The organism is Pseudomonas sp. O230 (assembly GCF_045447035.1).
GTDB lineage: Bacteria > Pseudomonadota > Gammaproteobacteria > Pseudomonadales > Pseudomonadaceae > Aquipseudomonas.
On the sequence record NZ_JBJGXN010000004.1, the window covers coordinates 238,866 to 252,958 of the forward strand.

Annotated in this window: 15 protein-coding genes; 1 reads left to right on the forward strand and 14 read right to left on the reverse strand. The window is 60.9% G+C overall.

The genetic code is table 11. The features are described 5' to 3' along the window. Positions 1–9: 9 nt before the first annotated feature. From ACI77H_RS09985 to ACI77H_RS10000, 4 genes are read right to left on the reverse strand one after another with little or no spacing between them, the layout of a single operon-like run. Positions 10–1,137 carry a GNAT family N-acetyltransferase gene (locus tag ACI77H_RS09985; protein WP_407011757.1) on the reverse strand — a complete coding sequence of 376 codons (1,128 nt, stop codon included), beginning with the start codon at positions 1,135–1,137 and terminating at the stop codon, positions 10–12. 14 nt (positions 1,138–1,151) lie between these two features. Continuing rightward, the gene (locus ACI77H_RS09990) at positions 1,152–2,045 is read right to left on the reverse strand and encodes an alpha/beta hydrolase (protein ID WP_407011758.1); all 894 of its coding nucleotides are present in this window, start codon (positions 2,043–2,045) and stop codon (positions 1,152–1,154) included. Further along, complete coding sequence (locus ACI77H_RS09995; RefSeq protein WP_407011759.1) at positions 2,042–3,436, reverse strand: aspartate aminotransferase family protein; 1,395 nt, start codon at positions 3,434–3,436, stop codon at positions 2,042–2,044. Before ACI77H_RS09995 ends, ACI77H_RS09990 begins: the two co-directional genes overlap by 4 nt. Further along, on the reverse strand, positions 3,429–4,157 hold the full coding sequence (locus ACI77H_RS10000; protein WP_407011760.1) for an MtnX-like HAD-IB family phosphatase: 729 nt from the start codon (positions 4,155–4,157) through the stop codon (positions 3,429–3,431). Before ACI77H_RS10000 ends, ACI77H_RS09995 begins: the two co-directional genes overlap by 8 nt. Positions 4,158–4,388: 231 nt before the next feature. On the opposite strand from ACI77H_RS10000, the gene ACI77H_RS10005 reads away from it, so the two are divergent. Beyond that, a complete protein-coding gene (locus ACI77H_RS10005; RefSeq protein WP_407011761.1) occupies positions 4,389–5,150 on the forward strand; it encodes a MipA/OmpV family protein in 762 nt (253 codons plus the stop codon). A gap of 113 nt (positions 5,151–5,263) precedes the next feature. Here ACI77H_RS10005 and ACI77H_RS10010 read toward each other — a convergent pair whose 3' ends face one another. The 10 genes from ACI77H_RS10010 to ACI77H_RS10055 form a co-directional block, all read right to left on the reverse strand. Beyond that, positions 5,264–5,662, reverse strand: coding sequence for an EamA family transporter (locus tag ACI77H_RS10010; RefSeq protein WP_407011762.1), 399 nt, complete (start codon positions 5,660–5,662; stop codon positions 5,264–5,266). Between the two features lie 10 nt (positions 5,663–5,672). Beyond that, the gene (locus ACI77H_RS10015) at positions 5,673–6,047 is read right to left on the reverse strand and encodes an EamA family transporter (RefSeq protein WP_192420029.1); all 375 of its coding nucleotides are present in this window, start codon (positions 6,045–6,047) and stop codon (positions 5,673–5,675) included. Beyond that, positions 6,044–6,964: an arginase gene (locus ACI77H_RS10020; RefSeq protein ID WP_407011763.1), complete on the reverse strand. Its 921-nt coding sequence runs from the start codon at positions 6,962–6,964 to the stop codon at positions 6,044–6,046. The genes ACI77H_RS10015 and ACI77H_RS10020 overlap by 4 nt, the downstream gene beginning before the upstream one ends. 141 nt (positions 6,965–7,105) lie before the next feature. Continuing rightward, entirely contained in the window at positions 7,106–7,435 is a 330-nt protein-coding gene (locus ACI77H_RS10025) for a GlpM family protein (RefSeq protein ID WP_407011979.1), read from the reverse strand. A gap of 8 nt (positions 7,436–7,443) precedes the next feature. After that, positions 7,444–8,772, reverse strand: a complete 1,329-nt coding sequence (locus tag ACI77H_RS10030; protein ID WP_407011764.1) for a sigma-54-dependent transcriptional regulator — start codon at positions 8,770–8,772, stop codon at positions 7,444–7,446. After that, positions 8,769–10,670, reverse strand: a complete 1,902-nt coding sequence (locus ACI77H_RS10035; protein ID WP_407011765.1) for an ATP-binding protein — start codon at positions 10,668–10,670, stop codon at positions 8,769–8,771. The genes ACI77H_RS10030 and ACI77H_RS10035 overlap by 4 nt, the downstream gene beginning before the upstream one ends. A gap of 100 nt (positions 10,671–10,770) precedes the next feature. Next, positions 10,771–11,505, reverse strand: coding sequence for an amino acid ABC transporter ATP-binding protein (locus ACI77H_RS10040; RefSeq protein ID WP_045058016.1), 735 nt, complete (start codon positions 11,503–11,505; stop codon positions 10,771–10,773). Continuing rightward, on the reverse strand, positions 11,502–12,173 hold the full coding sequence (locus ACI77H_RS10045) for an amino acid ABC transporter permease (RefSeq protein ID WP_150631210.1): 672 nt from the start codon (positions 12,171–12,173) through the stop codon (positions 11,502–11,504). Before ACI77H_RS10045 ends, ACI77H_RS10040 begins: the two co-directional genes overlap by 4 nt. Continuing rightward, positions 12,173–12,919, reverse strand: coding sequence for an amino acid ABC transporter permease (locus tag ACI77H_RS10050; protein ID WP_407011766.1), 747 nt, complete (start codon positions 12,917–12,919; stop codon positions 12,173–12,175). The genes ACI77H_RS10045 and ACI77H_RS10050 overlap by 1 nt, the downstream gene beginning before the upstream one ends. 192 nt (positions 12,920–13,111) lie before the next feature. Then, positions 13,112–14,026 (reverse strand): glutamate/aspartate ABC transporter substrate-binding protein, encoded by a 915-nt coding sequence (locus ACI77H_RS10055; protein WP_407011767.1) that lies wholly within the window; start codon positions 14,024–14,026, stop codon positions 13,112–13,114. Positions 14,027–14,093 lie beyond the last annotated feature (67 nt).

The following is a 14,093-nucleotide window of genomic DNA, read 5'->3' on the forward strand; positions in this document are numbered from 1 at the left end:
GTGCTTCGCTTATTGCTGCTCGCTGATCGCAGCAGCCATGGCAGGGTCGGAACGGTCCGGTCGGATAAACACTTTCACGACGCGCAACAGGCTGTCGAGCAAGCGGTTGCGATGGCGGAAAAACACGGTGTTGCCGGTAAACGAGCAACCCAGGCGCAGCTTACTGGCATAACCGGCCTGGCCGCACGCGTAGATCGGGATGCCGTGCTCAATACAGTAGTCGACATTGGCCAGCCAGCTGCGCACGTAGAGGTTGTGTTCACGGGTGCGGGCCAGGTCGTGGGCGAAAAACTTGTCGACCAGTCGCTGATCGTCGAGCAGCACAAGGTTGAACGCCACCAGTTCTTCGCCAAGCCAATACAACACACACGCGGCACGTTCATCGAGGTGTTCCAGGACCTGGCGGAAGTAGCCGGGCGGCAGGCGTTCGAACGCGAGATCGCTGCGGCTCAGCGTGGCCTCGTAGAGCGCCATCATGCGCGGCAGCAGGTCATCGACCGAGCGCCGCCACTCTATGCGCGGCCCCTGACCGCGCAGGGTGCGGCGCAGGTCTTTGCGGGTGGATTTGCCGAGCGTGCCGAGGTACGCGTCCACCGAGCCAAAGCGGATCGGCAGTTCGGCGCTGGGCAGGCCCGGCATGCTTTGCAGACCCGCGTCCTGACACACCTGCAACCACTGAGGGTCGCGGTGAGAGGCATCCTTGACGGCCAGCAAACCGATCCCGGCCTGATCGGCATCGTCGCGCGCCAGCCGCAAGATTTGTTGAAGCAGGTCCACGCGCCGCACCGGGTCGATGTGTCGCGCGGTCCCGACATGGCACTGTTCGGCCACCGGCGAACCGAGGGCATACAGGCGCACGTCGAACAGTCCCGGCCACTGGTGACGCAGCCGTTCGCTGATGCGTTTGCCCAGCCCCTGAACCGTGGTGTCCAGCGAGTAAGCGGTGGTGAACGCCACGGCCGCTGCGATCAATATCTCGTCTTCGTACAGCGCCAGATAGCGCCATTGAAAGTCTGCGATGCCGGCCCGTTCAACCGCCCGGTAGTAATTCCAGTCCTCCAGCTCGGCAGGGAAACAGGCATTCCAGGCATCGCGGTCGATGGCCTCGATCGTCGAAAAGGCAAAGGCTGTGATCACTTGGTTTCCTTGGGTCAGGCCAGTTGCCGATAGTCCTGGCGCAGGGGTTTCGGGGGGCAGCGCTGTTGAATGAACCGTTGCTGGATGAAGTCCGCGCTCAGCTCCACCACGCGGCGGTATTGCAGGTCGACGGTGATCATGTGGTAGCAGTCGTCGAGCAGGATTTTCACTACCGGCCCGCCGAGTTTGCGTTCCACATAATCGGCGTTCCAGCGGCTGGTGATGTCGTCTTCGCGCGAGTGCAGCACCAGCGTTTGCGTGGTGATCTGCGGCATGCGTTTTTTCACCGCCGCCACCAGTCGATGCAGTTCCCGGACACTCACCCCGGACATGGTCAACAGCCCGGCGTTGCTGCTTTCGCCGGCCTTCATCTGCCGCTCGACGATCGCTCGCAGGCGTTCGTCCTTGATGCCGAACGGTGATTTTTCGTTGAAGCGGCACAGGTGCACGCCAAACGGAATCGACATCACCAGGCTGCTCAATTTTGCCACCCAGGGCATGTTCCAGCCGTCGTAACGCAGCGTGGTCGAATACAGCAGCAAGCCTTCGATCTGCCCCGGATGCTCGGCGGCGAGGTACATCGACAACACCGCGCCCATCGACAAACCGCCGACGAACACATGCTCGTGTTTGCGCCGCACGCCGATGAACGTGTTGCGTGCGCTCTCGTACCAGTCGCGCCACCCGGTGGCTTGCAGGTCAGCGTTGTCCCCGCAGTGCCCGGCCAGCGTCGGCACGTACACCGTGCAGCCAGCCTTGGCCAGACCGATGGCGACCCGACGCAATTCAGTCGGGGTGCCGGTGAGGCCGTGGATCAACAGCACCGCGACCTCCCCGCTGCCGAGAACGAAACCGGCGCTGCCTTCGCCCATGTCGATCTCGTCTGCCCTTGAAAAAGTGGGTTTCATCGTTTCATCGCCCGATGCAGCAGACGATCGAGCAGGGCGATGCCCAAGTCGATTTCCGGGTAGCTGATTTCCAGCGACGGCGCGAGGGTGATGACGTTTTTGTAGTAACCGCCCACATCAAGAATCAGGCCCAGGCGTTTGCCGTCGATTTCGATGTCGCCCTTCATGCCTTCTTCGACCATGAAGTCGAGTGTTGCCTTGTCCGGGGTGAAGCCGTCCGGGCCACAGATTTCGCAGCGCAGCGCCAGGCCCAGGCCATCGACATCGCCGATGATCCGGTAGCGTTTCTGCAAGTCTTTCAAGCCTTCGAGGAAGTACTTGCCCTTGTTCATGACCATCGCGCCGTAATCGACTTCGCTGGTCATCTTGAACATTTCCAGGCCCACCGCCGTGCCCAACGGGTTGGAGGCGAACGTCGAGTGGGTCGAGCCTGGCGGGAAGATTTTCGGGTTGATCAACTCTTCCTTGGCCCAGATGCCGCCCAGTGGGTTGAGGCCATTGGTCAGCGCTTTACCGAAGACGATGACGTCGGGTTTGACGTCGAAGTGCTCGATCGACCACAACTTGCCGGTGCGCCAGAAGCCCATCTGGATTTCATCGACGACCATCAGAATGCCGTGCTGGTCGAGCACATGCTTGAGTTCGCTGTAGAAGTTCATTGGCGGAATCACGTAGCCGCCGGTGCCCTGGATCGGCTCGACGTAGAAGGCTGCGTATTCGCTCTGGCCGACTTTCGGGTCCCAGACGCCGTTGTATTCGGTCTCGAACAGGCGAGCGAATTGCTGCACGCAATGGCTGCCGTATTCTTCCTTGGTCATGCCTTTCGGGCCACGGAAGTGGTACGGGAACGGGATGAAGTTAGCGCGTTCGCCGAAGTGGCCGTAGCGGCGGCGATAGCGGTAGCTGGAGGTGATCGACGATGCACCGAGGGTGCGCCCGTGGTAACCGCCCTCGAAGGCGAACATCAGGCTTTTGCCGTTGGTGGCGTTGCGCACGACTTTCAGCGAGTCCTCGATGGACTGCGACCCGCCGACGTTGAAGTGCACGCGACCGTCGAGGCCGAACTTCTTCTTCGCGTCGACCGCGATCATTTCCGAAAGCTCGATCTTGCCTTTGTGCAGGTATTGGCTGGCGATCTGCGGCAGGGTGTCGATCTGCTGTTTCAGCGCATTGTTCAGGCGCGGGTTGGCGTAACCGAAGTTGACCGCCGAGTACCACATTTGCAAATCGAGGTAGGCCTGGTCTTCGGTGTCCCAGACGTAGGAGCCTTCGCAACGGCTGAAGATGCGGGGTGGATCGATGTAGTGAACGGTGTCGCCGTAGGAGCAGTATTTGGCTTCTTTATCCAGGAGGATCTGGTCTTCTGCGGTGGCGATTCGAATATCAGACATGGTGGAGGCGTTCCTTTTTTTCCGCGTGGAGAGCTTCTGCGTTGAAAGTTTTTACGTTGAAGGAGCTGGCGTTGGCGGCACTGGCGCTTGGCAGCAAGGCCAGCAACGCAGGCAGTTCGGCAAAGCTGTCGAAGCGCGCGTAGGCGATACCGTTGCGCTCGCAGTGCTCGGCCAGGCGATCCTTGGCGAACACGAAATCGGCGGAGGCAGCCACGCACATGTCCGACTGGCCGTCGCCGATCACCAGCACCCGTTTGGTACTGGGGGTGGATTTGCATTTGCAGTTGCCGGAGGCGGCGCGGCAGGCGTCGCTGGCATGCGGGAAGTCGATGCGCCAACTGTCATGATCGAGCTGGCGCAGGCGGTTGGCGAGGATCGGCAAGAGGCTGACGTAGTGGCGTGCCAGGATCCGCGCGATGCCTTGTTCGATGCCATCGCTGACCACTTCGAGGGAGGCGCCGAGGCCGATCACGTGGTCGACGAAGTCGGGAAAGTCCGGGTCGATCTCGATTGTGTCGAAGAATCCGAGCAGCTCGGAAGGTGTGGCCTTGACCAGCGAGAGCTGGCGGCTGAGGCATTCACGGGAACCGATGTCACCCGCCAGCCACTCATTTTCGATCGCTTCCCAGCTCGGGTCGGCGAACCGGTGAAGGATGCTGTCGATCACGTCGGTGCGGGTGATGGTCCCGTCAAAATCACACACGATATGCCAGTCAATCATCTGCGTTACCTGTCTTGTAAAAAGTCTGCGCTGGGTGTGCTGTCTGCGCTGCAAAGGGGGTAGAGCAGGGACTGTGCCAAACGGGTTTGGCCCAGCAGGGCTGGGGTTGTGGCGTGTGTTTGTGTCGGCGAAGCTACAATTTTTGTAGGTCGCTACAAACAACATGAGTGCTTGCGCAGGGAGCGCGATCCGGGGATTGATGCGCGCATGTCCCGTTCAAGGAATTGCCTCATGTCGAGGATTACTGTTGCTCTATTCGCCGCGCTGACGTGCCTGTCGGCCAACGTTTCTGCGGCCGGCATCACCGGCGAAGCCGGGGTTGGCCTCAGCTATCAACCGCACGACCCGACCGGCAGCCGTTACGAAACCCGGCCGGTGCCGTACCTCGATCTGGACTGGGGCGATGTCAGCCTGAGCACCGATGACGGGTTGACCTGGAATGCGTTCAAGGCCAACGGCTTCAGCGCCGGGCCGTTCGTCAATTACCTGCCGGGACGCACCTCCAACGGCAAGCTGCAAGGCTTGCGCGATGTGCCGGACATGGGCGAAGTGGGCGGGTTTGTGCAGTACGCGCCGGCCGACTTCTGGCGGGTATTTGCCTCGGTGGGCCAGGCGGTGGGCGGGCGCGGCGGGCAGGGTGGGGTGTTGGGACGGGTCGGTGGGGAGGTGGGTTATCCACTGGGGGGCGGGGTGATCGGCAGCTCAAACCTGACCGCGCATTTTGCCGATGCGCGGCAGAATCAGACGTTCTTCGGCGTCAGTGCCGACGAGTCCCAGGCCTCGGGGATCCGCCCGTACAACGCCGGCGGTGGCTTGCAGAACGTGGCGCTGACCCAGAGCTTCGAGTTTCCCCTGGCGCCGCAGTGGTCACTGCTGACGAGCGCGAGCTGGATTCACCTGACGGGGGCGGCGGCGGACAGCAGCATTGTCAAACAGGTCGGGCATACCAACCAAGGTGAAGTGCAGGCTGCACTGGCCTACAAGTTCGACTAGAGAAGTTTGTTGTCAGGGCTGACGCCTTCGCGGGCAAGCCCGCTCCCACATGGGCGGTAAATAACCTGTGGGAGCGGGCTTGCCCGCGAAGGCGTCCTTGAATTCACAGAGAGCTAACTGTCTTCACCCTCCGCCAGCAACGCAATCCCCCCCATGATCACCGCCACCCCCACCCAGTGCAGCACGCTGATCTGCTCGCCCAGCCCCAGCCAAGAGCCGAGCAAAACCCCGACGAACACCAGCGAACTCAACGGAAACGCCAAGGACAAACTGCTGCGACGCAGAATCAGCATCCACACGAAAAACGCGCAGACGTAGCAAACAATCGCCAGCCACACCCCCGGATTCATCGCCACCGCCGTCAACCATTGCAGGTTGAAATCCATCTGCCCCAGTTGATCGCCGCCGACCTTGGTCGCGATCTGCCCGGCGCTTTCAAAACCGATCAACAGCGCCCACAGCACAACGGTGCCGAGGCGCTCATGCAGCCAGTCGGTCTTGCCTCTGATCATCGATTGAGCCTCATGCATGGGCGACACACACGAGCATCACGCCCGCCGTAATCACCAGGGTGCCGAGCCAGCGCCGCCGGCTGACGGTTTCGCCGAGGATCAGTTTGCCGGCCAGTACCACGCCGCAATACGCCAGCGCGGCGGCCGGAAACAGCAGGCTCAGCGGCGCGCGGGACAGGGCTTCGAGCCAGACAAAAAACTCGATCACGTAGGCACCGATCCCGCACCACAGCAGCGGCGCGTTGAACACTTGGCCCCAAAACGCATTCAGGCGAAAACCGCCTTCAAGCTCCGGCAAACGGTCGAGTCCGAGCTTGAAACAGAGCTGGCCAATGACGTCCAGCACGATGGAAAACGCCACGAGAACAATCACGGTCAGGGTCATGGGAACAGCTCCTCGAACAGCTCGATCAGCGCCTGATTGGTGGCCGAGTTACGCAGCAGATCGTCTGCGCTCCAGCGTTCCGCCGGCGGCTGGTCGGTCTTGGCTTCCCAGCGTTTGAAGGCGTTGCTGAAGGCGGGGCGGGCGTATTCGCCGCAGATGTCGATGCCGATGACTCGCTTGTGCGCGGCCAACACACGTATCGCTTGCAGCAGATGGCTCAGGCGCATACCGCCCTGATCCCAGTTGGTCGCCGCGTCTTCGCTGGCCAGCACGTCTTTGTCGATGGTGATCCACACCGCCTCGGTGGGCAGGCTGGTGATCAATTGTTCGAGAAACACCGGCCAGTCCAGTTCGGCGAGGTTGCGCCAGTGCAGCTGGTTTTCCAGTTGCCGATGCCCGGCACCATCGCCGACCCGGCCCCAGACTTTCGAGGGTGGATGCTGCCACGGAAACAGCTGCAACACCCCGCGTTTCAGGGCGCTGAGGTTGCCGCCCTTGATCTGTGGATTTTGCAGGTCATCGCTGCACGGGCCGAGGGTGACGATGCGCTGGATGTTCGGCAGCTTCAGTGCCTGGTTGACCCACGAACCACAATGTCGACGCGGCGCGAAGTGGACCCAATCGGGGTGATTGTCGAAGTGGATCAGGCTTGTCGGTGCCGGCAAATCAGTGAGAAAGGCCGGGGTCAAATGGTGGTAATCGCCGGAGCCGACGAAGAAGATTTCCGGTTGCGGGCCGCTGTGGCGCGGACGTTGTTGCAAGCGTTCGGCGAAACGGCGCCAGGTGCGCTCGCTGGACCACAGCCGCAATTTCGGGCCGAGGTCGAGCAGGTCCAGGCGTTTCGCGCCGCCGCTGTCGAGCAACCGTGCAATAGGGGCCTGGGCAGTCAGGCTGTGGTCGAGATCTAAAATGTTCAAGGTCGCAATTCACCCTTGGCAGACCCTCCCAGACACCGGCTCCATCCATCATGAAGGCCGGCCGAGAGGGCTTTTGGGGGTAAATGCAAGGGGCGGGCCAGCGCTGGCGTGTGTACCCGTTCCCCCTACACGGGAATGTGGTCAGGCCTGGAAGCGAAGCCAAACGCTGACGAGGATGGTAGCCGCCATCAACCACGCCACCGCAGCCACCGCGAGCGAAGCCTCCAGTCGCATCCGGTCGACCATCAGGTACAACGTCGCCAGATAGATGAAGTACGGAATGATCGACCACATGCCAAACACGATGGTGGTCTTCAAATCGTCCAGCGAGCGCCCTTTGCCGACGATGTAGTGCGCAATCAGCGCGAAGGTCGGAAACAGCGGCACCAGGCCGGCGATGTAATAGTTTTTGGTCTTGGCCAGCGCAGCGAGGATCAGCACCACCGCCGCGCCCAGGGTGGCCTTGAGCAGCAGGTCCATCAGTGGCTCAGTCCGTACTTTTTCACTTTGTCGAACAGCGTGGTTTTGGCCATGCCCAGTTCCAGGCTGGCCTGGGTCAGGTTGCCACCGCTGCGTTGCAAGGCGTCGCTGAGCAGGTTGCGTTCGAAGGCTTCCACCGCTTCGGCGAAGGCCAGGCCCTGATTGCTGCCGCTGGCGCCGGACTTTTTGAAGGCCGGCAAACCGAGGGCATACCGCTCGGCAACGTTGCGCAGTTCACGGACGTTGCCCGGCCAGTCGTGGCTCATCAGGTTTGACACGGTCTGGTTGTCCAGCTCCGGCACGGCGCGGTCGAAGCGCAAGGACGATTGCTGCAGGAAGTGTTCGAACAGTTGCAGGATGTCTTCGCGGCGTTCGCGCAGCGGCGGCAGTTCCAGGGTCACCACGTTCAGCCGGTAATACAAGTCGCTGCGGAATTCGCCGGCCTTGCTCGATTCGTCGAGGTCGGACTTGGTTGCCGCGATCACCCGGCAATCCACCGCCACACTCTGGTTCGAACCGAGGCGCTCCAGGGTGCGTTCCTGCAACACCCGCAGCAGTTTGATCTGCAACGGCAATGGCATGCTTTCCACTTCGTCGAGGAACAGCGTGCCGCCGTCGGCGTGTTCGATCTTGCCGATCCGCCGCTTGCCGGCGCCGGTGAAGGCGTTGGCTTCGTGGCCGAAGATTTCACTTTCGAACAGGTTCTCCGGCAGCCCACCGCAGTTCAGGGCAACGAACTGTTTGGTGTGACGCCGACTGAAGTCGTGCAGGCAGCGTGCGACCAGTTCTTTACCGGTGCCGGTTTCGCCTTCGATCAGCACGTTGGCCGAGGTATCGGCGACGTTGGCGATCAATTCCCGCAGGTTCTGCATCGCTGGCGAACGACCGATAATCCGGCCTTCCAGGGAATCCCGTTCCGCCAATTGCCGGCGCAACGTAGACACTTCCCGCGCCAGGCTGCGCTGCTCGAGCGCGCGGCGGGCGACATCCACCAGACGTTCGGGGGAGAAAGGTTTCTCCATGAAGTCATAGGCGCCTTTCTGCATCGCGCCGACGGCCATGGAGATGTCCCCATGGCCGGTAATCAGCACCACCGGCAGGCTGCGATCGCGCGCCTTGAGCCGGGTCAGCAATTCCAGGCCATCGATGCCCGGCAGGCGAATGTCACTGATGACGATGCCGGCAAAATTGTCGCCGACCCGTTCCAACGCTTCTTCGGCGCTGCCCACGCCGACGCAGGGAATGTCTTCCAGGGTCAGCGCCTGCTGGCAGCCGAGCAGCACATGAGGATCGTCTTCGACGATCAGCACACTAAGGTCGTTGTTCATATTGGCTCGGCTTGAAGGGGGCTTACCAACGGTAAACTGAGGACGAAGGTGGTACCACCGCTGGCCGGGTGCTCGACACCCAGGTGTCCGCCGGTGGCGGCGGCCAGGCTGGCGGAGAGGGTCAGGCCGAGGCCCAGGCCATGCTCGCCGGGTTTGGTGGTGAAGAATGGCTCGAACAGATGCTTGCGCGCTTCGGCGTCGATGCCGTGGCCGTTGTCGCGCACCCGCAGGCGATACTTGCCGTCGAACACTTCGCCTTCGAGCCACAACTCCGGTTGGGGCTGCGACTGCATGGCGTCAAGGGCATTGCCGATCAGGTTGACCAGAATCTGCTCCAGGCGGGTCTGGTCAATCTGCACCTGTACGTCGGCGAATTCGCGATGCAATTGCAGCGGGACACTTTCCACGCGAGCGCCGAGCAGTTGCAGCGCGGCGTCCACCGCTTTGCCGAGGCAGGCCTGGCCTTTGTCGTCGCCGCGCCGGGCAAAGGAGCGCAGGCTCGCGGTGATCCGGCCCATGCGATCGATCAGTTCGTTGATGGTCTTGAGGTTGGTGCTGGCCACATCCAGTTGCCCGCGCTCGAGAAAGCGCACGGTGTTGCCGGACAAGGTGCGCAGTGCCGCCAGCGGCTGGTTCAATTCGTGGGCGATGCTGGTGGACATCTGCCCTATGGCTGCGAGTTTTCCGGCCTGCACCAGTTCATCCTGGGCGCGGCGCAAGGTCTCTTCGGCCTGACGGCGTTCACGGATCTGGCTCTTGAGTCGCTCGTTGCTGGCGCGCAGGTCGGTGGTGCGTTCGGTAATCCGACGCTCCAGTTGATTGTTGGCTTCCTGCAAGGCTTCCCGGGCGGCGAGGCGGGTGGCGATCACCTTGCGGCGCTCGTTCCAGGCAATCAGCAGGAACGCCACCAGGGCAAACGCCACGGCCACCAGAATCCCCTGATTGATCGCTTCGCGACGCAAATCCTGCAGTGGCGTGAGCAGAGTGAAATTCCACGGGGTGTCGCTCAAGGGGCGGGTTTGCGAGAGGTAACTGATGTCCTCTTCGTCGGATTCCACTTCGCTGTTGGCCGGGAAGGTCAGTTTTTCCTCGCCTTCGGCCAGTTTTTCCCGGGCCAGCGGTTGCAGCTCGTTCAGTGGAAACCAGTAGTACTGAAGGCTGCGGGCGAGTTTTTCCTTGGTCTCGTCGCTCAACGGCACGACTGATTTCAACCGTCGCGCCGGATCGCTGGAAAGAATGATGATGCCATTTTCGTCGCTGACAAAGGCTTCGAGGCGCGCGCGCTGCCAGCGTTCTTCCATGGCTTCGAGGCGAACTTTGACCACCGCGACACCGATGATCTTGCCGTGTTCTTCCAGGCCATGGGCCAGGTAATAACCGGGTTCGCCGTTGGTGCTGCCGATGCCATAGAAGCGGCCCGGCTGACCGCGCACGGCGTTCTGGAAGTAGGCGCGAAAGGACAGGTCTTCACCCAGGTAACTGTCGACGTCGCGCCAGTTGCTGGTGGCCATGACGCGACCGGTGGTGTCCATCACGTAGATGGCCCGACTGCGGCTGCGCCGGTTCAGGCCTTCGAGGTATTCATTGACCGTTTGCCGGTGTTCCGGCGATGGGTCGGCCAGCAGCTTCGAAACGCTGGTTTCGAGCTCCAGCAGGCTGGGCAGGTAGGTGTACTTGCTGATCTCGCTCTCGACGGCGCGGGCGTGCAGTTCGAGCTGACGCTGGCCGTTCTCGCTGAGGCTGCGGATCCCGTAGTGCTCGCTGACCCAGAAGCCGAGGTAACCCAATCCGATCATCAGGGCGATGACCAGCGGTGGCAGGAACAGATGGCGGATCAGACGGGGTTTCACGACGAGTGATGGCGGCGCGGCGCGATAGAGAGTGGGGTCGCATTTCATCACAGATGCCTTGGGTCAACCACAACACAAATCTCAAACCATCACCGACCCCTGCAGGAGCCGGCTTGCTGCGGGCTCCTACAAGGACGCGGTGTCTTTCTTAGTGCTGCAGAATCTTGTTGAGGAAGTGCTGCGTACGCTCGGCGCGGTGGCTGATGTCGCCGAAGAACTCTTCTTTCTTGCAGTCTTCGATGATTTTGCCGGCGTCCATGAAGATCACCCGATCCGCCACTTTACGGGCGAAGCCCATTTCGTGGGTCACGCACATCATGGTCATGCCTTCGTGGGCCAGTTGCACCATCACGTCGAGCACTTCGTTGACCATTTCAGGGTCGAGTGCCGAGGTCGGTTCGTCGAACAGCATGACGATCGGGTCCATCGCCAGCGCACGGGCAATCGCCACACGCTGTTGCTGACCACCGGAGAGCTGGCCCGGATGCTTGTGAGCGTGCGCCGAGAGACCCACGCGCTCCAGCAATTGCAGGCCTTTTTTGGTGGCCTCTTCCTTGCTGCGGCCCAACACCTTGATCTGCGCGATGGTCAGGTTTTCGGTGATGGTCAGGTGCGGGAACAGCTCGAAATGCTGGAACACCATGCCCACGCGTGAACGCAGTTTCGGCAGGTTGGTCTTTGGGTCGGCGATGGAGGTGCCATCGACCACCACATCACCTTTCTGGAACGGTTCCAGTGCGTTGACGCATTTGATCAGGGTGGATTTGCCGGAGCCGGACGGGCCGCAAACCACGATCACTTCGCCTTTTTTGACCTCGGTGCTGCAGTCAGTCAGTACCTGGAAGTCGCCATACCACTTGTTGACATTCTTGATAGAGATCATACGGCAAACCTTTTTTGCAGACGCTTGACCAGCAGCGAGGCGGCAAAGCTGATTGTGAAGTACACGAGACCTGCGAAGATCAGGAACTCATTCGAGCGGCCGATGATGTCGCCACTGGCACGCGAGGCATTGAGGAAGTCCACCAGACCGACCGCATACACCAGCGAGGTGTCCTGAAACAGGATGATGCTCTGTTGCAGCAGCAGCGGGGTCATCTTGCGGAACGCTTGCGGCAGGATGATCAAACGCATCATCTGGCCGTACGTCATGCCCAGGGCTTGGGCGGCGCCCATCTGGCCTTTGGGAATCGACTGCACACCGGCGCGGACGATTTCGCAGAAGTACGCCGCTTCGAACATCATGAACGCCACGATGCACGAGGCGAATGCGCCGATCGGAGTGTCTTCGCCGGTGATCCAGCGCAGCACGAACGGCACCGCCAGGTAGAACCAGGTGATGACCAGCAGCAGTGGGATCGAACGGAAGTAGTTAACGTAGGCGCCGGCGATGTTCGACAGCAGCTTGCTGTGGGACAGGCGCATCAGCGCGAGGATCGTGCCGAGGATGATCCCGCCGACGACGCCCAGCGCCATCAGTTGCAGGGTCATGACCATGCCGTTCCACAGACCCGGCAGGGACGGGATGATGCCCGAGAAGTCGAATTCCATCATTTACCCCCTACGGAGATCAGGCCCGGTACGGCGACTTTCTTCTCGACCAGGCGCATGAGCAGCATCAGGCTCATGTTCAGGGTGAAGTAGATCAGCGTTGCCAGGGTGAAAGCTTCGAACAGGTTCGCGGAAAACTCGGCGGTCTGTTTGGTCTGCGCGAGCAACTCCATCAGGCCGATCAGCGAGGCGACGGAGGTGTTCTTGAACACGTTCAAGAATTCCGAGGTGAGCGGCGGAATGATGATCCGGTAAGCCTGGGGCAGCAGCACGTTCCAGTAGATCTGTGGCAGCTTGAAGCCCATGGCGCGAGCCGCGGCTTCCTGGCCTTTCGGCAACGCCTGAATGCCGGTGCGCACTTGTTCGCAAACGCGAGCGGTGGTGAACAGGCCCAGGCAGACAACAACGCTGAGGAACGCCGAGGTGGTCGGGTTCAGGTCTTGCTTGTACCAGTCCTGCAGGTTTTGCGGCAGCAGATCGGGCACCAGGAAGTACCAGATGAACAGCTGCACCAGCAATGGCACGTTACGAAACAGTTCGACGTAACAGGTCGCGATGCCCGACACGATGCGATTCGGTACGGTGCGCATGACGCCCAGGATCGAGCCCAGCGTCAGGGCGATGATCCAGGCCACGATGGCGATGGCAATGGTCCAGCCCAAACCGGTGAGGTACCAGTCGAGATAGATCTCACTGCCCACGCCGGTGGACTTGAAGAACACGCTCCAGTCCCAGTTGTAATTCATTAGGGTCTCCCCTCGGATTCGATCGATGTACTAGTGCCCGCCTGGGGAAGCTCCGTTCCCGCCCGACTTGAGAGTCAGGCACACGCGATCGGCTCGACAGCCACCGGTTCGAGTGTTTCCAGAAATACCAGCAGGGAGTGACAACCTCCTGAGAGAGTAGTAGCCCTCTCAGGAGGTAAGGTTAGTCAGAAATCAGGATTTCTTGTCGTCAGCCGCTTTATCGGTCGGATTGGCGATCAGGGCCTTGAGCTCGTCGCTCATCGGGAAGCTCAGGTTCAGGCCTTTTGGCGGGATTGGCTGCATGAACCATTTGTCGTAGATCTTGTTGATCTCGCCCGACTTGTAGGTTGCCACAATGGCGTCGTCTACAGCCTTCTTGAACGGCTCGTCGCCCTTGCGGACCATGCAACCGTAGATTTCGTAGGACTGTGGAGTGCCGGTGACGGCCCAGTCATCGGCCTTCTTGGCCTTGGCCGCTTCACCGGCCAGCAACGCGTCGTCCATCATGAACGCGACGGCACGGCCCGATTCCAGCATCTGGAAGGATTCGCCGTGGTCCTTGGCGGAGATGACGTTCATGCCCATCTGCTTGTCGGCGTTCATCGACTTGAGGAGGCGCTCGGACGTGGTGCCGGCAGTGGTCACGACGTTCTTGCCTTTCAGGTCGTCGAAATCCTTGTATGCCGAGCCTTTCTTGGACAGCAGGCGAGTACCGATTTCGAAGATGCCGACGGAGAAGTCAACTTGCTGCTGACGCTCGACGTTGTTGGTGGTGGAGCCGCATTCCAGATCCACGGTGCCGTTCTGCACCAGCGGGATACGGGTTTGCGAGGTCACCAGGTTGTATTTGACCTGAAGGTTAGGCAGGTCCAGGTCTTTCTTGATCGCTTCAACGATTTTCAGCTGGATATCGTGGGAGTAGCCAACCGGTTTGCCGGAAGCGTCCGCGATATAGGAAAACGGAATGGAAGCGTCACGATGCCCGAGGGTGATGGTGCCGGACTCTTTGATCTTCTTCAGTGTGCCGGTGAGTTCGGCCGCGAAAACTGGAGTGGTAATCAGAGCGGCAGCAATGGCTGCGCCCAGGATATGGGGAACGATGCGCATCAAATTTTCCTCGACATTGTTTTTTTTATGGAGCCAGTTCATCGGCCCTTTTGTGCTTCGAATGTCT